Annotated in this window: 18 protein-coding genes, 1 tRNA gene and 1 pseudogene; 7 read left to right on the top strand and 13 right to left on the bottom strand. The window is 69.4% G+C overall.

Features of this window, described 5'->3' with window-relative positions:
- Positions 1-284, bottom strand: a pseudogene (locus ACFWBB_RS03680) (sortase domain-bontaining protein); the annotation flags it as partial.
- Between the two features lie 327 nt (positions 285-611).
- Between ACFWBB_RS03680 and ACFWBB_RS03675 the strand changes: the two are divergent.
- Positions 612-1,553, top strand: a complete 942-nt coding sequence (locus tag ACFWBB_RS03675) for a restriction endonuclease (RefSeq protein ID WP_385266430.1) — start codon at positions 612-614, stop codon at positions 1,551-1,553.
- 99 nt (positions 1,554-1,652) lie between these two features.
- On the opposite strand, the gene ACFWBB_RS03670 is transcribed toward ACFWBB_RS03675, so the two are convergent.
- The 6 genes from ACFWBB_RS03670 to ACFWBB_RS03645 are packed head-to-tail and all read right to left on the bottom strand — an operon-like array spanning position 1,653 to position 5,931.
- Complete coding sequence (locus ACFWBB_RS03670) at positions 1,653-2,408, bottom strand: class E sortase (protein WP_385266427.1); 756 nt, start codon at positions 2,406-2,408, stop codon at positions 1,653-1,655.
- A gap of 29 nt (positions 2,409-2,437) precedes the next feature.
- Positions 2,438-3,496, bottom strand: coding sequence for a class E sortase (locus tag ACFWBB_RS03665; RefSeq protein ID WP_385266424.1), 1,059 nt, complete (start codon positions 3,494-3,496; stop codon positions 2,438-2,440).
- Complete coding sequence (locus tag ACFWBB_RS03660) at positions 3,493-4,131, bottom strand: aminodeoxychorismate/anthranilate synthase component II (RefSeq protein ID WP_385266422.1); 639 nt, start codon at positions 4,129-4,131, stop codon at positions 3,493-3,495. The genes ACFWBB_RS03665 and ACFWBB_RS03660 overlap by 4 nt, the downstream gene beginning before the upstream one ends.
- The gene (locus ACFWBB_RS03655; protein ID WP_385266419.1) at positions 4,128-4,289 is read right to left on the bottom strand and encodes a hypothetical protein; all 162 of its coding nucleotides are present in this window, start codon (positions 4,287-4,289) and stop codon (positions 4,128-4,130) included. The genes ACFWBB_RS03660 and ACFWBB_RS03655 overlap by 4 nt, the downstream gene beginning before the upstream one ends.
- Before the next feature lie 52 nt (positions 4,290-4,341).
- Positions 4,342-5,037, bottom strand: a complete 696-nt coding sequence (locus ACFWBB_RS03650; protein ID WP_385266416.1) for a class E sortase — start codon at positions 5,035-5,037, stop codon at positions 4,342-4,344.
- Between the two features lie 33 nt (positions 5,038-5,070).
- Positions 5,071-5,931 (bottom strand): DUF881 domain-containing protein, encoded by an 861-nt coding sequence (locus ACFWBB_RS03645; protein ID WP_385266413.1) that lies wholly within the window; start codon positions 5,929-5,931, stop codon positions 5,071-5,073.
- A gap of 141 nt (positions 5,932-6,072) precedes the next feature.
- Here ACFWBB_RS03645 and crgA point away from each other — a divergent pair, with 141 nt between their 5' ends.
- Entirely contained in the window at positions 6,073-6,327 is a 255-nt protein-coding gene (crgA, locus tag ACFWBB_RS03640) for a cell division protein CrgA (RefSeq protein ID WP_054242100.1), read from the top strand.
- 274 nt (positions 6,328-6,601) lie between these two features.
- On the opposite strand, the gene ACFWBB_RS03635 is transcribed toward crgA, so the two are convergent.
- Positions 6,602-7,501 (bottom strand): rhomboid family intramembrane serine protease, encoded by a 900-nt coding sequence (locus tag ACFWBB_RS03635; RefSeq protein WP_385266410.1) that lies wholly within the window; start codon positions 7,499-7,501, stop codon positions 6,602-6,604.
- A gap of 124 nt (positions 7,502-7,625) precedes the next feature.
- Positions 7,626-8,159, bottom strand: coding sequence for a peptidylprolyl isomerase (locus ACFWBB_RS03630; protein WP_385266408.1), 534 nt, complete (start codon positions 8,157-8,159; stop codon positions 7,626-7,628).
- A gap of 332 nt (positions 8,160-8,491) precedes the next feature.
- Here ACFWBB_RS03630 and ACFWBB_RS03625 point away from each other — a divergent pair, with 332 nt between their 5' ends.
- Positions 8,492-9,196, top strand: coding sequence for a DUF5324 family protein (locus tag ACFWBB_RS03625; RefSeq protein ID WP_385266405.1), 705 nt, complete (start codon positions 8,492-8,494; stop codon positions 9,194-9,196).
- A gap of 73 nt (positions 9,197-9,269) precedes the next feature.
- Here the strand turns inward: ACFWBB_RS03625 and ACFWBB_RS03620 are convergent.
- Positions 9,270-9,342: transfer RNA gene (locus ACFWBB_RS03620), tRNA-Ala, on the bottom strand.
- A gap of 181 nt (positions 9,343-9,523) precedes the next feature.
- Between ACFWBB_RS03620 and ACFWBB_RS03615 the strand changes: the two genes are divergently transcribed.
- Together ACFWBB_RS03615 and ACFWBB_RS03610 are read left to right on the top strand one after the other, a co-directional pair.
- Positions 9,524-10,072: a DNA-binding protein gene (locus ACFWBB_RS03615; RefSeq protein ID WP_189923631.1), complete on the top strand. Its 549-nt coding sequence runs from the start codon at positions 9,524-9,526 to the stop codon at positions 10,070-10,072.
- 166 nt (positions 10,073-10,238) lie between these two features.
- Entirely contained in the window at positions 10,239-11,978 is a 1,740-nt protein-coding gene (locus tag ACFWBB_RS03610) for a protein kinase (protein WP_385266402.1), read from the top strand.
- On the opposite strand, the gene ACFWBB_RS03605 is transcribed toward ACFWBB_RS03610, so the two are convergent.
- Together ACFWBB_RS03605 and ACFWBB_RS03600 are read right to left on the bottom strand one after the other, a co-directional pair.
- The gene (locus tag ACFWBB_RS03605; RefSeq protein WP_385266400.1) at positions 11,942-13,312 is read right to left on the bottom strand and encodes a hypothetical protein; all 1,371 of its coding nucleotides are present in this window, start codon (positions 13,310-13,312) and stop codon (positions 11,942-11,944) included. The genes ACFWBB_RS03610 and ACFWBB_RS03605 overlap by 37 nt on opposite strands.
- A gap of 293 nt (positions 13,313-13,605) precedes the next feature.
- Positions 13,606-13,734 carry a DLW-39 family protein gene (locus tag ACFWBB_RS03600; RefSeq protein ID WP_365601999.1) on the bottom strand — a complete coding sequence of 43 codons (129 nt, stop codon included), beginning with the start codon at positions 13,732-13,734 and terminating at the stop codon, positions 13,606-13,608.
- A 349-nt stretch (positions 13,735-14,083) separates the two neighbouring features.
- Between ACFWBB_RS03600 and ACFWBB_RS03595 the strand changes: the two genes are divergently transcribed.
- Positions 14,084-14,455, top strand: coding sequence for a DUF6344 domain-containing protein (locus ACFWBB_RS03595; RefSeq protein ID WP_385266397.1), 372 nt, complete (start codon positions 14,084-14,086; stop codon positions 14,453-14,455).
- A 609-nt stretch (positions 14,456-15,064) separates the two neighbouring features.
- The gene (locus tag ACFWBB_RS03590; protein WP_385266394.1) at positions 15,065-15,289 is read left to right on the top strand and encodes a hypothetical protein; all 225 of its coding nucleotides are present in this window, start codon (positions 15,065-15,067) and stop codon (positions 15,287-15,289) included.
- 79 nt (positions 15,290-15,368) lie between these two features.
- On the opposite strand, the gene ACFWBB_RS03585 is transcribed toward ACFWBB_RS03590, so the two are convergent.
- Positions 15,369-16,739 carry an ATP-binding protein gene (locus ACFWBB_RS03585; protein ID WP_385266391.1) on the bottom strand — a complete coding sequence of 457 codons (1,371 nt, stop codon included), beginning with the start codon at positions 16,737-16,739 and terminating at the stop codon, positions 15,369-15,371.
- Positions 16,740-16,779 lie beyond the last annotated feature (40 nt).

The raw sequence follows: 16,779 nt of genomic DNA, 5'->3' as shown, positions 1-16,779 counted from the left end.
GCGTCGACCTTCTCCACCCGCACCAGCTCCCCCCACACCACGTACCTGTACCGGCTCGTGTACACCGGCGTGCAGGTCGTCAGGGTGATGTAGTGGCCGGCCTTCTTCCTGCCGGACTCCTTCGGGATCGGGCCGAGGACCTCGACGTTGTACTTCGAGGTCTCGGGGAGGACCGCGTACACCTTGTAGACGTACCAGTCGTCCTTCGTCTCGAAGACGATCGGGTCGCCCTTCTCCAGCTTGTCGATGTTGTGGAACTTCGCGCCGTGGCCGTCGCGGTGCGAGGGCCGACAGCCAAGTGCACAGTGATCGACGTGAACCCCGGATGCATCCCGCACGGTCCACGCTTTTGCTTCAGTCGACCGCAGCCCACGCCCAGAAAACGATCGTGTCTTCATATCGGCTGACTCGTTGATCGATTGGGGTGGGGTGTCATGTCACAGCTCTCATGTCACAGCTCTGCCCTGGCCACATGGCCCGACCACTAACAGAGGGGCAGACGTGATCAGCGAATCGGCACTGCTGGAATCCAAGAGCCTGCGGGACAGCGCGCTCGAACGCACGGACGTACTCGACAGGGTGAAGGCACTGTCTCGCTGCTGCCGGACGGGATGCATGTGACCACGGCGATGGTGGCGGCGTACTTCGGCGTCACCGCCGAGGCCATCCGCCAGCTCAAGGCACGCCACCACGAGGAGCTGTCGGGCAACGGAATGCTGACCTTGCAGGGCCCTGACCTGGCAGAATTTAAGCGTGACGTCCTGTCACGCTATCCGGGGACTTATCCACAGCCTCGGTCCAGCCTCACTCTCTACTCCCGTCGCGCGGTCCTCAACGTCGCGATGCTCCTCCGTGACAGTGAAGTCGCCCGTCAGGTGCGCACGTACCTACTCGACATGGAGTACCGGGCGCGAACGCAGGCCGTGGACAACCCGGTCCCCTCGGACTCCGGGTCCCTCGACGACCGCATCGACCAGCGCATCACCCACATCCTCGGCAAGACCGTCGTACCCATGTTCAACGCTCTGATCGAAACATCAGGTGAGCATCAGCGGGAGCTGATCGCCCTCCGAGCAGGCGTCCAGCAGGTCGAGAAGCGGCTCCGGCAGCACCATGCCCGGCTGCATCGGCTGGAAGGCCCACGCGAGGATCGGCCCCTCGCCGGAGTCATGGCCTGCATGGACGCGATGAACGGGCGCGAGTTCGAGGAGCACATCGCCACACTGCTGCGCCGCGACGGCTGCACCAATGTCATCGTGCAAGGCGGCGGAAGGGACCGCGGCATCGACATCACCGCTCTCACGGCCCACGGGCGACGCCTCGTCGTCCAATGCAAGAGGTTCGCGCCCCACACCTCCATCACCAGCCCCGAGCTCCAGAAGTTCGTCGGCGCCGCCAAGGTTCTCCACGACTCCGAGGTTGCCCTGTTCGTGGCGACCTGTCCCTTTACCCGTGATGCCCTCAACATCGCCGCCGAGACCGGCATCACCGCCGTCCACCGTGGTCTTCTGGAGGAATGGAGCGCCGGGGCGGCCCTGGCTGTTCTCGAGTGACCAGAACACGAGGCAGAAGGCCCGAAGCCGCAAAGGCAAGTTGCGGCTTCGGGCCATCGTCATGCTAGGTGACAGACCCCTTGAAGAGGCACTGTCCCCTCAACTCAGTTCCTTCGGGGGGGTCCGGTCCGCGTCGACCTTCTCCACCCGCACCAGCTCCCCCCACACCACGTACCTGTACCGGCTCGTGTACACCGGCGTGCAGGTCGTCAGGGTGATGTAGTGACCGGCCTTCTTCCTGCCGGACTCCTTCGGGATCGGGCCGAGGACCTCGACGTTGTACTTCGAGGTCTCGGGGAGGACCGCGTACACCTTGTAGACGTACCAGTCGTCCTTCGTCTCGAAGACGATCGGATCGCCCTTCTCCAGCTTGTCGATGTTGTGGAACTTCGCGCCGTGGCCGTCGCGGTGGGCGGCGAGCGTGAAGTTGCCCTCCTTGCCGCTCGTCGGAAGAGCGGCCTTCAGAGGGTCGGTGTAGTAGCCGGCGACACCCTCGTTGAGGATCTTCGACGAGGTGCCCTCCTCGACCAGCACCTCGCCGTTCCTCATCGCGGGCACATGCAGGAAGCCGATGCCGTCCTTGGTGTCGAGCGCCCCGGGGCCGGTGTCCTGCTGGGCCCAGTTGTCGCGCACCTTGTCGCCCTGCCGGTCCGCGTGCCGGTCGGCCACGACGTTGGTCCACCACAGGGAGTAGACGACGAACAGGCCGAGCACCAGGCCGGCCGTGATGAGAAGTTCGCCGAAGACGCTGACGGCCAGCGCGATCCGGCCGCCCCCGCGACGCCGCGGCGCCGGATCGGGCGCGTCCACACGCGCGTGCTCTTCGTGCTCGGTGTCGCCGGTGGTCGCTGCCACGTTCCTCTGCCCTTGCTCGACTGCGTTACCTACTCGACGAGCGCATCCGGCTTGCCCTTGCTGCGCGGCCGTTCCTCGACCATCTTGCCCCAGACGATCAAGCGGTACTTGCTGGTGAACTCCGGCGTGCAGGTGGTGAGGGTGATGTACCGGCCCGGCCCGGTGAAGCCGGAGCCCGGCGGCACGGGGTCGAGGACGCTCGTGTTGCTCGGCGCGGTCACCGGCAGCGAGGACGTCATCTTGTAGACGAAGTACTCGTCCTGCGTCTCGACGACGATGTCGTCGCCCGCCTGGAGCCGGTTGATGTACCGGAACGGCTCGCCGTGCGTGTTGCGGTGACCCGCGAGACCGAAGTTGCCGGTCTTCGCGTCGGGCATCGCCGTCGTCAGCGGGCTCTCGCCGTAGTGCCCGACCATGCCCTTGTCGAGCACCTTCTTGTTGCTGACGCCCTCGGCGATCGGCACCACCACGTCCAGCTTCGGGATGTGCAAAAGGGCGAAGCCCTGCCCCGGCGAGAACACGCCGGGGGCGCCCTTGCCGCTCGCCCAGTCGTTCTGGAGACTGCTCGCCTCCTTGTCGGCCTGCGCGTGCGCCCGCACGTTCGTCCACCAGAGCTGGTAGGTGACGAACAGCAGCATCAGTACGCCCGTAGTGATGAAGACCTCGCCGACCGCCCGGCTGACGACCACGCCGGCGCTCGGCTTACGGGCCCGCTCCCGGCGGCGCGCCTCGACACGGGACAGAGGCCGCTCGCCCTGCCCCGGCGCCGCGGCCCCGTTGTACGACTCCGCCGGCTCGCCCGGGCCCCCATGACGGCCGTGACGGCCCTTGGCGGCCTTCCTGCGGGCCGCTCGCCCACCGGCTGGAAGTCCAGGGACGGGAGAGCCTGTTGAGGCGTCAGAAGCGGATACGCGGCCGCCGCCCGACGCGGAAGCGAGCGGCGGCATCCGCAGCGCCACCGTCTCGTCGTCGGTCGGCGGCTGGTACGGCTCCCCGGCGTAGGGAGCGGCTCCATGGGCATCACCGCCGAAGGACTCGTACGGCGCGGTGCCGTACGAGTCCTCGCGCTCGGGGCGCAGCGCGGTCACGCCGTGGCCCTGCCCACCACCGGGGCGAGCCCCGCCGACCTCGCCACCGCGCCCTGGTCGCCGCACTCCACCAGCCAGTTGGCCAGCATCCGGTGCCCGTGCTCGGTCAGCACCGACTCCGGGTGGAACTGGACGCCCTCGACGGGCAGTTCACGGTGACGCAGGCCCATGATGATGCCGTCGTGCGTACGGGCCGTGACCTCGAGTGCGGCCGGGACCGTCGCCGGTTCGGCGGCCAGCGAGTGGTAGCGGGTCGCCGTGAAGGGGGTCGGCAGCCCCGCGAACACGCCCCGGCCCTCGTGCTCCACCAGCGAGGTCTTGCCGTGCAGCAGCTCCGGCGCCCGGTCCACCACACCGCCGTACGCCACCTGCATCGACTGCATGCCCAGGCAGACGCCGAAGACGGGGACACCGGTGGCCGCGCAGTGCCGGACCATCTCGATGCAGACGCCGGCCTCCTCGGGCGTACCGGGCCCGGGGGACAGCAGGACGCCGTCGAAGTTGTCCTGAGCGTGGGCCGTGGAGACCTCGTCGTTGCGCAGGACCTCGCACTCGGCGCCCAGCTGGTACAGGTACTGGACCAGGTTGAAGACGAAACTGTCGTAGTTGTCGACGACGAGAATGCGCGCGCTCACTGGTTGTCCACCGTCACATCGTTGAAGGGAAGCAGCGGTTCGGCCCACGGGAAGACGTACTGGAACAGCGCGTACACCACGGCCACGACCAGCATGATCGAGATCAGCGCCTTGACCCACGCGCTTCCCGGCAGATGCCGCCAGATCCAGCCGTACATGCCGTCCCTTCCGTCGCATCACGGCACCTGACTCACGCCGTACGCCACCAGACTAACGGCGCAGGGCCTTCGGTTCGCCTGCCTCCACAGGCTGTGTGGAGTCCAGGTGCGCCCAGACGATCAGCCGGTGACTGTGCCCCCATTCCGGATCGCACGTGGTCAACGTCAGGTACCGGCCCGGACGCGTATACCCCGACTTACGTGGCACAGCGTCGATCACCTCGACGTCCGAGGGCACGGTTTTGTAGGGCCCTTTGTCTATTCGATAGGTGAACCACGTCGTCCCGTCCGTCAACACCACCGCGTCCCCCCGCCTGAGCTCGGGGAAGTCCTTGAACGGATCGCCGTAGGTACGGCGGTGACCTGCGACGGAGAAGTTCCCGGTCTGCCCGAGCCGCGCGCTGCCCGCGTAGTGCCCCAGCCCTTTCTTCAGGGTGCCGGTGGCGGTCCCTTCGAGCACCGGCTTGTTCCACGTGAAACCAAGGCGCGGGATGTACATCACCGCGAAGGGTTTACCGCTCCGGTACGGCGCCGGTGACGCGGTGGCGTCCGCGCCGGGGGCGGGGCTCGTGCCGGGGGCGGGGCTCACGGTCTGCCGCTCCCACTGGTCGTGGAGTTCGTCGATCTGGTCGCCCATGACGCGGTCGGCCTGCACACCGGTCCAGAACAGCACGTAGACGACGAAGAGGACGATGACGGTGCCGGCGGTGATGCACAACTCGCTGAACGTCCTGACGATCACCCGCACCGACACAGGCGCCCCCCGGCGGCCGCTGCTCCACTACTCCACAGGCTTGGCGTAGTGCAGATCCACTGTGCCCGAGTAGCCCGGCAGAGTCACCGCCCCGTCCTCGGTGACTTTCCAGCCGAGGCCGTAGACGTTCACGTAGACCATGTAGTTCTGGATGGCCGGAGCGTCCGCGAGCGCCTGCTGAAGCTTCTCCGGGTCACCGACCGCCTGGATCTTGTACGGCGGTGAGTAGACGCGGCCCTGGAGGATCAGGGTGTTGCCGACGCAGCGGACGGCGCTGGTGGAGATCAGCCGCTGGTCCATCACCTTGATGCCCTGGGCGCCGCCCTGCCAGAGCGCGTTCACCACGGCCTGGAGGTCCTGCTGGTGGATGACCAGGTAGTCGGGCTGCGGTTCCGGGTAGCCGGGGAGCTTGGCGGTGGCGTTCGGCGGGGCGTCGTTGAGGGTGACGGTGATGGCCCGGCCCTTGACCTTCTGGGTCCCGGCGTTCTTCTCCAGTCCGGCGAGTTTGTCGTCCTGGGCCCGGGTGCTGCCGTCGTCGGCCTCGGCCAGCGACTCCACGTCGTCGCGCAGGACGCCGTTCGACTCGTCCAGCTCACCGTTCTTCTGGCTGCGTTCCTGGATGAGGTCGGACAGCTTCAGCAAGGAGGCGTCCGTGCGGATGTTGGTGCCCTTGGCCGTGTTGAAGCTGGTGAAGAAGAGCAGGCCGGCGAGGGCGAAGACACCCACGGTGAGTACCCGCACGGGCCGGAAACCGCCCCGTCGATCGTGAGGCGAGGGTGGGGTCTCGGCCCGGGAAGAGGCCGTGGAGTGCTCCGGAGCGGAAACACGGGCGGGATCAGGGCCGGAACCCGTTGTATCCGTCCGGGGGGAGTCGGCAGAATTGCTCAACGTACCCTTATCTCCTTCGGCGCCGTAGAAGCACTACGCTAACGGACGCCCGGGGGAGCCTCTCGGTCCCCTGGTACGCAGCCCCCGAGCCCGACCCGAGCACCTGCGCGGCCACGCAGCGCATCGACAGGAGAGACCCTCGTGCCGAAGTCACGTATCCGCAAGAAGGCCGACTACACGCCGCCCCCGGCGAAGCAGGCGACCGCCATCAAGCTGAACAGCCGTGCCTGGGTCGCGCCCGTCATGCTGGCCATGTTCCTCATCGGGCTCGCCTGGATCGTGGTCTTCTACGTGACCGACGGCTCGCTGCCCATCGACAAGCTGGACAACTGGAACATCGTCGTGGGCTTCGGGTTCATCGCGGCCGGGTTCGGCGTCTCCACCCAGTGGAAGTAGCGGCGGAAGCGGTGGGGACGACGTGGGCCGAATAACTCTGCCCACGGTTATCCCCTGAGTTATCCACAGCAGTTTTCCACATGGGGAAAAGAAAGACGATCTGTGGATAACTCATCGAAGGTTGACGCCGGTGTGACCTAACTACCGGCTGCCCCCTTCACTCGAAAACCTGTTCGCCCCCTGCCTGACCTGTGCAAACACAGGTCGGAGTCAGGGGGCACAGCTGTTCCCGCACGTTGTGCACAAGATTCGCCACAGACTGTGGACAACCCGCTCAGGTGAGCTGGACAGTCCTCAGGAGCGTCACCACCACGACCACGGCCAGCATCAGCGCACAGCTCCCGAACTGCACCAGAGCCCGGCGCTCGCGGGGCGCGTGAACCATCCCGGCACCGATGACGACACCGGCGACCAGACCTCCGATGTGGGCCTGCCAGGAGATACCGCTCCAGCCGAACGTGATCACCAGGTTGATCACCAGCAGGGCGATGACCGGCCGCATGTCGTAGCGCTGCCGGCGCACCAGCACGGCGAGCGCGCCGAACAGACCGAAGATGGCCCCGGAGGCACCGAGCGAGGCCTGGTTGGGCTCGGCGAGCAGGTAGGTCAGGGCGCTGCCGGCGAGACCGGAGACCAGATACAGCGCGAGGTAGCGGACCCGGCCGAGGGCCGCTTCGAGGGGGCCGCCGATCCACCACAGGCTGAGCATGTTGGACAGGATGTGGATGTAGCTGGCGTGCAGGAACATCGAGGTCAGCAGCCGGTACCACTGCCCTTCGGCCACGCCCTGGATCTCGCCCAGCCCAAGGGCGGGCATGATCGCGCGGCCGATCAGGTCGAACCGGTCGGTGAAGCTGTCACCGAGAGCCTGCTGGACGAGGAACGCCGCCAGATTGAGACCGATGAGGATCTTGGTGACCAGGTGGGGATCGGCGGCGACCGCACCCCCCGCGAGCGTGCGGGGCCGCGAGGCGCTGGGCGCGTGGCCGGTGCCCGAGCCCTCGCGGACGCAGGTGGGGCACTGGAAGCCGACGGAGGCGCTGACCATGCACTCGGGGCAGATCGGCCGCTCGCAGCGGGTACAGCGAATGCCGGTCTCCCGATCCGGGTGCCGGTAACAGACGGGCAGGCCGCTCTGCGCGTCGTCCTGCCTGCTGCCAGGCGCCTGGTCCATGGGCTCCCCCAGTTGAGTCGTCCGAGTCAGTCGAAAGGAACCGCCCTGCTCATCCTTACGGACGAGCAGGGCGTTTGGTTCCCGGTGGCCGGTCCGGTTCCCGGCGGTTCACCGCGGGCGTCGCTCAGCCCTTGCGGCTCTCGACGACGACCGACTCGATCACGACGTCCTTCAGCGGACGTTCGGTGCGCGGGTTGGTCTGGGCGGCCGCGATGGCGTCCACCACCTTCTGGCCGGCCGGGTCGGTGACCTCGCCGAAGATGGTGTGCTTGCGGTTCAGCCAGGCCGTCGGGGAGACGGTGATGAAGAACTGCGAGCCGTTGGTGCCCGGGCCGGAGTTCGCCATGGCCAGCAGGTAGGGCCGGTCGAAGCGCAGGTCCGGGTGGAACTCGTCCTCGAACTGGTAGCCGGGGTCGCCGGTTCCGTTGCCCAGCGGGTCGCCGCCCTGGATCATGAAACCGCTGATCACCCGGTGGAAGACCGTGCCGTCGTACAGCCTGTCCTTGGACCGCACGCCGGTCGCCGGGTTGACCCACTCCCGCCCGCCGGTGGCGAGCTCGACGAAGTTCCTGACCGTCTTCGGGGCGTGGTCCGGGAACAGCCGGATCCCGATGTCGCCGTGGCTGGTCCTCAGGGTGGCGTACAGCTGCTCGGCCACGGTCTGCCTTCCGTTGTCTCTCTGTGACCCACAGATCCTCGCACGGTCCGCAGCGGGCTCCGCCCGACGGCCGTTCCCGGACCGGAACCGACGGTTCGGGTACGGAAAAGCATCCGACTCGTCCGGGACGGGAGCGAGCGGCGCCGATCCGTGGCATCGTCGGCTTTGTCGCCCTGTCGGCCCTCTGTTGCCCTTGTCCCCGATCCGTCCCCTATCGCATGTGATCAGCACCCGTATGCCTGCCCGCGCATGCCGCTACAGCCATTGACAGGCATGATCCGTAAAAGGGTGGAAAGTCGAAATACCGTACGCCACCGAGGAGGAGGAAACCCGTGACCCGCATCGAGAGCGTGCGCGCCGCGACCGGCTCGGCGAAGGGCAGCGTGCTGCACGCCGCGGAAGTGGTGGCGCCCTACGCCGACACGGCCAAGGAACGGGCCGCGCTTTACGCGCACGAGGCCCGTGTACGGCTCGCGCCCAAGGTGTCGCAGGCCGCCGAACAGGCCCGCGTGCAGTATGACGCCTACGTCGCCCCGCGTCTGGAACAGGCGAAGACACGTGTCCCGCCGAAGGTCGACCAGGCCGCGCAGGAAGCGGCCGCCCGCACCCGGCTCGCCGCACGACAGGCAGCCGACTACTCCCGGCCGAGGATCGAACAGGCCGTGGCCGCGGCCGGACCCGTGAAGGACGAGGCCGCCGCTCGCGGCGTCGCCGCACTGGCCGCCCTGCGCGGTCAGGTGACGCCGAAGGAGATCGAGAAGCTGGTGCGCAAGCACCGGCGGCGGGCCAAGGCGGGCAAGCTCGCCAAGGCGCTGGCCGTCCTCGGTGTCGTCGCCGGCGGTACCTACGCGGCCTGGAAGTGGTGGGACAAGCAGGCGAACCCTGACTGGCTGGTGGAGCCGCCGGCCGCCACGGAGGTACCCGCCCCCGGCGGTCTGACCTCGGTGGACGGCAGTGCCGACCCGTCGGTCCTAGACGCCGAGGTCCAGGCGAAGGAGGCCGAGGAAGAGGCCGCGAACCGCGACGACCGCAGCTGAGCGGCCGACGCCCGCACCCACCGAAAAAGACCCCTCCCACCTGCTCATCCGCAGGTGGGAGGGGTCTTGCTCGTGGAGCCTAGGGGAGTCGAACCCCTGACATCTGCCATGCAAAGACAGCGCTCTACCAACTGAGCTAAGGCCCCGCAAGAGGCATCCGGCCGGAAGAACCTCCCACCACCGGGCGCCGCAGACCAGAGTACCGGGTCACCCGGGGTATCTCGCAAAAAGATTGGGGGTCCCCGCGGATGACCACTCTCCGTAAGATGCTCGGACGCGGTTCGCTACAGCGAACCGCGGTTTCTGGGGAAGCGATGGGGAGACGCAATGGACGCCGCACAGCAGGAAGCGACCGCGAGAGCGCGGGAACTGCAGCGGAACTGGTACGGGGAGCCGCTGGGGGCGCTCTTCCGTAAGCTCATCGACGATCTTGGCCTCAACCAGGCTCGTCTCGCGGGGGTACTGGGACTGTCGGCGCCGATGCTGTCGCAGCTGATGAGCGGTCAGCGGGCGAAGATCGGCAACCCGGCGGTGGTGCAGCGGGTGCAGCTGCTCCAGGAGTTGGCGGCGCAGGTCGCGGACGGCAGCGTCAGCGCCGCCGAGGCGACGGAACGCATGGACGAGATCAAGCGGTCGCAGGGGGGCTCGGTGCTCAACAACACCACGCAGACGACGAGCAGTTCGGGGGCGCCCACGGTCAAGCGGGTCGTCCGTGAGATCCAGTCCCTGCTGCGCTCGGTGGCCGCCGCCGGCGACATCATCGACGCCGCCGACACTCTCGCCCCGACCCACCCGGAACTGGCAGAGTTCCTCCGGGTGTACGGCGCCGGCCGTACCTCCGACGCGGTCACGCACTACCAGTCCCACCAGAACTGAGCCCTCGGCCCGGTCGCCGAAGGGGGTTCGGCAGCCGGGCGGTCGGCAGCACGGGGGACAGCACGGCACGGCGGGACACACGGGGGGACAGGGGTCGTATCGCTCATCGCGGGGGTAGCAGAGGGGGAGACCCTAGCGGGACAAGGGGGAGGAGCGGCGCACAGTCATGGGTGAGGTCTTCGCCGGACGGTACGAACTGGCCGACCCGATCGGTCGCGGAGGCGTCGGCGCGGTCTGGCGCGCCTGGGACCACCGCCGTCGCCGCTACGTGGCCGCGAAGGTGCTCCAGCAGAGCGACGCGCACGCACTGCTGCGTTTCGTCCGCGAGCAGGCGCTGCGGATCGACCACCCTCATGTGCTCGCGCCCGCCAGCTGGGCCGCCGACGACGACAAGGTCCTGTTCACCATGGACCTGGTGGCCGGCGGTTCGCTGGTCCATCTCGTGGGCGACTACGGGCCGTTGCCCCCGGTCTTCGTGTGCACGCTGCTCGACCAGTTGCTCTCCGGGCTCACCGCGGTCCACGCGGAAGGTGTCGTGCACCGCGACATCAAACCCGCCAACATCCTGCTGGAGGCCACCGGGACGGCCCGGCCCCGCCTCAGGCTCTCCGACTTCGGCATCGCGATGCGGCTGGGCGAGCCCCGCCTGACCGAGACCAACCTCGTGGTCGGGACGCCCGGTTACCTCGCGCCCGAGCAGATGATGGGCGCCGACCCGGACTTCCCCGCCGACCTGTTCGCCGTCGGACTGGTCGCTCTGTATCTGCTGGAGGGCGCCAAGCCGGACGCCAAGGCGCTCGTCCAGTACTTCGCGGAGCACGGGACGCCGGGTGCCCCCAAGAGTGTTCCCGAGCCGCTGTGGCAGGTGGTCGCCACCCTCCTCCAGCCGGACCCGCAGGCACGATTCCGTACGGCCACGGGGGCGCGCAAAGCGCTCGCGGCGGCCGCCGAGCTGCTGCCCGAGCCGGGCCCGGACGACGAGCTGATCGAGATTTTCGACCAACTCGGCCCCCTCCCCAGGGGTTTCGGCCCCGACGGGCCACCGAGTCGACCCGGAGCGACCGGCTCCCTCACCGCCCTCCCGCACGCCGCGCCCACACCACCCGACCGGGGCTTCACGGACATCGCACCTCCCTCGGCGCGTCCCGACGACGTCTCCGAGCGGCCTGGTGCGGGAACCTTCCACGACCCGAGCCGCCTGGGCACCACACCCGAGCCGGCGGATGTGGGCCCCGCTCGTGATCCCGGCCGCCCGTATACCGCACCCGGGCCGGCCGGCCCGGGTACCGGCTCGCTGCCCGCCCGGCCGGAGGTGGCCCCCCATACCGCCCGTCCGGGCACCGGACCCCGTCCCCCAGGGCCAGCAGCGGCCGCCGTTCCTGTCCGTCCGGGCAGGGACGGCGTGCCCTCCCGGCCCGACGGGGCACCCACGCCCCTCCCCTCGATGTCGGACACCGGAAGCTTCCATCTGCCGCCTCCGCCACCGGCGGACGGCTCCTTCTCCGGCCCCGTGGCTCCGGAGCCCCCCACCCCGCATCCCCCCGCCCACGCGCCGACGCCCACCCCCATGACCGCGCCCCCGTACGAACCCACCTTCGTGTTGCCGACCCGTGGGCAACACCGCGAGGTGTCCACAGCCTCGTACACCGCCCAGGACCCTCAGGCCCCTGAAGCCCCTCAAGCCCCTCAAGCCCCTCAGGGATCGCGCGCCCTTCATGACCTTCATGTGCCTCGAGCCCCACAGGTTCCCCCTTCCGCGCGGGCTGCTTCGCCGCACGGTGGTCGACGAGGGCATCGCGCCGCCCGCCGGGGACGTCCGGGTCCGCCCGCCAAGGTCGCGCTGCCGCTGCTGTTCCTCGCGCTGGCCTGCTACGCCGTGGGGTTCTGGGCGCTGGCGCGCATCTGAGCCGCGGCCCTGCGCCGGGCGGTCAGCGTCCACACCCCGAGCACCATCAGCAGCACGCTCCCGGTTCCGATGCCGCCCACGGCGACCGCCTTCATCGCGGGGTCGTCACCCGACGTACCGTCGCCCGACGCGGTGCCGCCGGCCGTGTTCCCGCCGGCCGAGGGCTCGGGGTCCGGCGCGCCGATGTCGAAGAAGCCGCGGGGCACCGACTGCCGCGCATAGCCCGGACCGGCCTGTGTGCTCCCGCCGAGGCCGACCCGCAGGGTCACCCCGTAGGGCCCCTCACCGAAACGGTCCGCCACCTGCTCGGCGAGGTGCACCACGAGGTAGTACGAGCCGGCGAACCGCAGGGACTTCGTCGGGTCGGTGGGGGCGTACCGGTTGACGTACCTGACCGGCGGAACGGGTGGCAGAGAGGCCGACTTCTGGCTGCCGCCGTAACCGATGCTCGCGTCCTGGACGTCGGCTCGCACCGGGTTGTAGAGGGTCAGGTCAAGGGCGTCGACCACGTACCCGGAGTTCTTGTCCGCGCTGCCCAGGTCGACGGTGGCGGACAGCTGCCGCCCCCAGTCGACGGGCACCTTGTAGAAGAGGGTCTGCCCGGGGACGATCTCGTCGCTCCAGACGCCCTGCTCCACCGCGGCCGCCCCGGCGAAGCCCGCCCCGCCCCGGACGGCGCTCGGCTCGGTGACGGGAGGCGTGGGCGTCGCGGAGTCCCACGTCTCGGGCCCGCTCGTGGCGGCCGCCTTCTCCAGGGGAGGCTCGGAGACGGGCGCGAGCTCGAGGTCCCAGGGCTGCGCGCCGGAGAGGCCGGTGGCCTCTTCGCCGCTTCCGGTACTCGTACCTGTACCCGTACCTGTACCCGTACCCGTGCCCGTACCTGTACCTGTGCCTGTGCGCTCGACGACGACGTAGTACGTACCGGCCTTCTGACACAGTCCGTTGCCCGGCAGGAGTTCACGCGCGCCCCAGGCGGTGAGCGGCTGCGGGCTCCTGGAGGCCCCGACGGTCACGGAGTCGGAGGAGCACCTGGTGCTGTCGGCGTCCTGCAGCGAGACGCTGATCCCGTCCCCGGCGGAGAGCGAGGCTCCCGCGCGCGGGATCGCCGTGACGGAGACGTACACGTTCGACGTGCCGTCGAGTTCGAGCCGGTAGTAGGCCTCGGCCTTGTCCTCGTCGCCCTGGCTCCGGCCCTCGCCCCCGCTCTGGCCCGGGAGGGAGCTCCGGTACGTCGCGCCGGACTCGAGGCGTACGGCGCCGGTGGTACCCGTGGCCGCAGGGGCGCTGCGGACGTCGTCGGCGAAGGCGTACGAAGGGACGTCCGGCGCGGCCATGGCCCCCCGTCCGGGCAACACCGCCGACGACACACAGAGCACCGCCGCCACAACCGTGCTCCGCACGCCGGCCCGCCACACAGCCGCTCCACGCCCCGTACGCCGGGCCATCGACCCCGCCCCCTCGCCTTCGACCGAACGTGGGCCATCCTGCCCCGCACGCGCGCGTACCACCCCCGCATTCCGTACGAGCGTCCGAAAAGCCCGCCTCTAGCCGTAGGCCGGGGGATCCGCAACACAAAACCCCGACCGCGATCGGCGGCCGGGGTTTGCTCAGTCTTCGGTATCGATACTCACGGACCCGTGGGCACGGAGTCAGTCGCCTCCGTCCACAGATCCTGCTCGGCGCGATCCGCCTGGATCTGGCGGTACACGAGGAGCCCGCCGATGGCGGCCAGTGCGACCAACAGAAGCTTCTTCACCGCGCGACCTCGTCTTTCCTTGACGTAGGGGACCTCTGGCGCCCGACTATACACACCGACCGAGACCGATCGGTGACCTGCGTCCGCGCCTCAACTCCCGCCTTCGGCAGCGCAGTAGGACGGGTTCACACCACTCCGATCGGAGGGTGATCACACCCTGACGGACGGTGACTTTTGCCCTTCCTCATCCCATCTGATCCTCTCTTCTCCGCTTTTAGAGCACCTTGCACCCATCCGGGTGGTGTTCATCAGAACAACGCCACGCCGTGAGCGTCGGTCCACCACTTCGTGCCGTCCCTACACATCATGAGGAAAGTACGCAAATCGCCCAACCCGAAAGTGAGGGGCCATGCCCGAGAACCGGGTCATGAAGCTGTGGACCGTCATCGTCACCGCCTTCCTCGCGCTGTGCACGGCGCTCGGACTCATCACGGCGACCGCCGGCGCGGCGGCGGCCGCGCAGACCGTTCCGACGCACCACAGCGGGAGCGCCACCACCGCGGACACGACGGCGTGGCCGACGACCTCGTACCCATGGCTCTGGGCCCAAGCCCGCTCACTGCCCCCCACGATGAAGCAGCGCATCGGCGCCGAGGCGCACGGCAAGTCCCCCAGCTGCCGCCACCGCGGGCTCCCGGACACGGAGCCGGCCGAACACACCACGGCCACCTGCGACCCCGCCGCGGACCCGGCCGAGCCGGCCATCCCCCTCCAGCGCTGAGCCCCCGGCACGCCACGTGCCGCCTCCCCAGACGTAACGGCGAACTTGCGTACAGCCCGCACGAGCAGGCCCGGCAGCTCCCCCCAAGGAGCAACCGGGCCTTCGCCATGCCCGCCCCCTCACCCCTCATCCACCGTTTAGGGTGCCCAGCCACCGCCCCTACCCCTGCCCAGGACCCCCCGGCCCCCCTCCGCACCCACTCCGGCCGGCCCCCACCCACCGTCCACCGCACCCGTCCCGGGTTCCCACCGGCACACCCCCCCTCCCACCGCCGCTTCACCCTGGCAGTGCCGAATGGCACAGGAAATCGAACACATGATTGAATTTTGTCATGCGACGGTTCCCCGACGATCTCGTCCAAGCGCAGCAGGAGTGGAGCGCCACCTACCGGCAGCTCGCTGACAGGCCCGGGCGCACCGAGTTGCGGCGGCGTCTGCATCGGCTGTCTGCACAGGTGTTCTTCCATCCTTATTGGCAGCAACGGCGTCCCACCCCGTCAGCCTGGTGGGAACTGCGGCACCTCCAAGGCTCGGCAACGGCTGTGCGCCGGCGGCTCACCGGATGACGCGCTGGAATGCAGGGCCGCACATCTCGGACGACCCTGAAGAAATGTCCGGACCGCGCCGCGTGATCGTGCATCCGCCCTCCCCCAGGGGTGGCCGACGCGTTCGCGTGGACGGCGAGATCCTGGGCCTGGCTCACAACGTCGTCGATGTCGCGGAGTTCCTCCGGCGCGCAGGGCTGGACATCGACCCGGCAGACATCTCGGGTTCACCCTGGATCGACTGGCGCGGCGTCGGGCCTGAGCACTGGGGCGCCGAGCCGAGCAGCTGACGTATATAGGGACGCGCATCGCACAGGCCGAGCCCTGGCAGCCTCAGCGATCGGTCCGCCGTCGGCGGCCTGGTCCGCTTCAGGGACCGGATGGCGACAGCGGGAGGCGCGCGACGATGCCGGCACCGTACGGGTGGGGTTCGACGCGGAGAGTGCCGTGGTGCTGATGGGCGATGTCGCGGGCGATGGCCAGCCCGAGGCCGGCTCCGCCGAGGTCCCGGCTGCGGGCGTCGTCAAGGCGGGTGAAGCGCTCGAAGACGCGCTCACGGTCGGCATCGGGAATGCCGGGTCCGTCGTCGGTCACCTTCAGTACGACCAGGCCGGCGTCAAGGTCTGTGTGCAGCGCCAGTTCGACGCGGCGATCGGCATGCCGTTGGGCGTTGTCGAGGAGGTTGGTGAGGAGTCTGATCAGCCAGCCGCGGTTCCCCTCTACGGTGATGCCGGGTTGCAGCCTGGTGTCGATGGGGAGCCGGTCGCCGTGACGCGCCGCAACGGTCGTACGGCAGAGTTCGGCCATGTCCAGCGGGAGGCGGCTGACCGGCTCGGCCGCATCCAGACGGGCGAGGAGCAGCAGGTCGGAGGCGAGGTCCTGCAGCCGGACGGTGTCCTCCAGGGCGTCGCTGACCAGATCGGGCCACAGGGCCGGGTCCGGATGGGCGAGGGCGACCTCCAACTGGGTGCGCAGGACGGTGATGGGGCTGCGCAGTTCGTGCGAGGCGTCGGCGATGAACCGGCGCTGGCGGACGACGGCATCCTCCAGGCGGTCGAGGGTGGCGTTCATGGTGCGGGCGAGGCGGGCGATTTCGTCCTGGGCGGCCGGTACCGGGACGCGGCGGTGCAGAGCGTGTCCGGTGATCTCGGCGACCTCGGAGCGGATGGCTTCCACCGGACGCAGGGCCCGCCCGGTCACCCACCAGGTGACCAGGGCGACCGTGGCCAGCAGCAGCGGTGTGCCGATGCCCAGCGCGACCTTGATGATCTCGTCGGCCGCGTCCGCGTCCCGCAGCGACGTGCCCGCGTACACGGTGACCGCGCCGCCGGGGGTCTGGGCGGTGACAGCAACGATCCGCTGCCGGTGTCTTTCGCCGAACGGTTCGCCGGACCAGGTGGCGCGCAGCTTGCCCTCATGGGGGCGCAGGTCGGCGACGGCCGGGCGGCCGACGAGGTTCTGGCTCGCGGCCACCACGCGCCCGCTGCTGTCGACGACCTGGATGAAGTCGGCGCCGTGGGCGAGAGGCAGCAGGTCGGGCAGCTTGCCCTGGGCGGCCAGCTGACCCACGGTGTCCGCCTGCGCGGTGGCTGCGTCGTTGGCGTTGCGCTGGAGGTCGGCGTGCAGAATGGCGAACAGCGCGAAGGAGGCCGCGGTGAGTGCGAGGGCGACGACCGCGGTCGCCCCGAGCGTCGCCCGGGCCCGCACCGATCCTGGCCACGGGTGTCGTACGAGCCTCACGGCGGCGAAGCGCAGGCGCCGGATCGCTGCCGGTTTCTCA

This window comes from Streptomyces sp. NPDC060000, from assembly GCF_042737375.1.
In the GTDB taxonomy this organism is placed as follows: domain Bacteria; phylum Actinomycetota; class Actinomycetes; order Streptomycetales; family Streptomycetaceae; genus Streptomyces.
The sequence above is the reverse complement of the archived record's forward strand: the minus strand, read 5'-3'. Positions and strand labels throughout refer to the sequence as shown.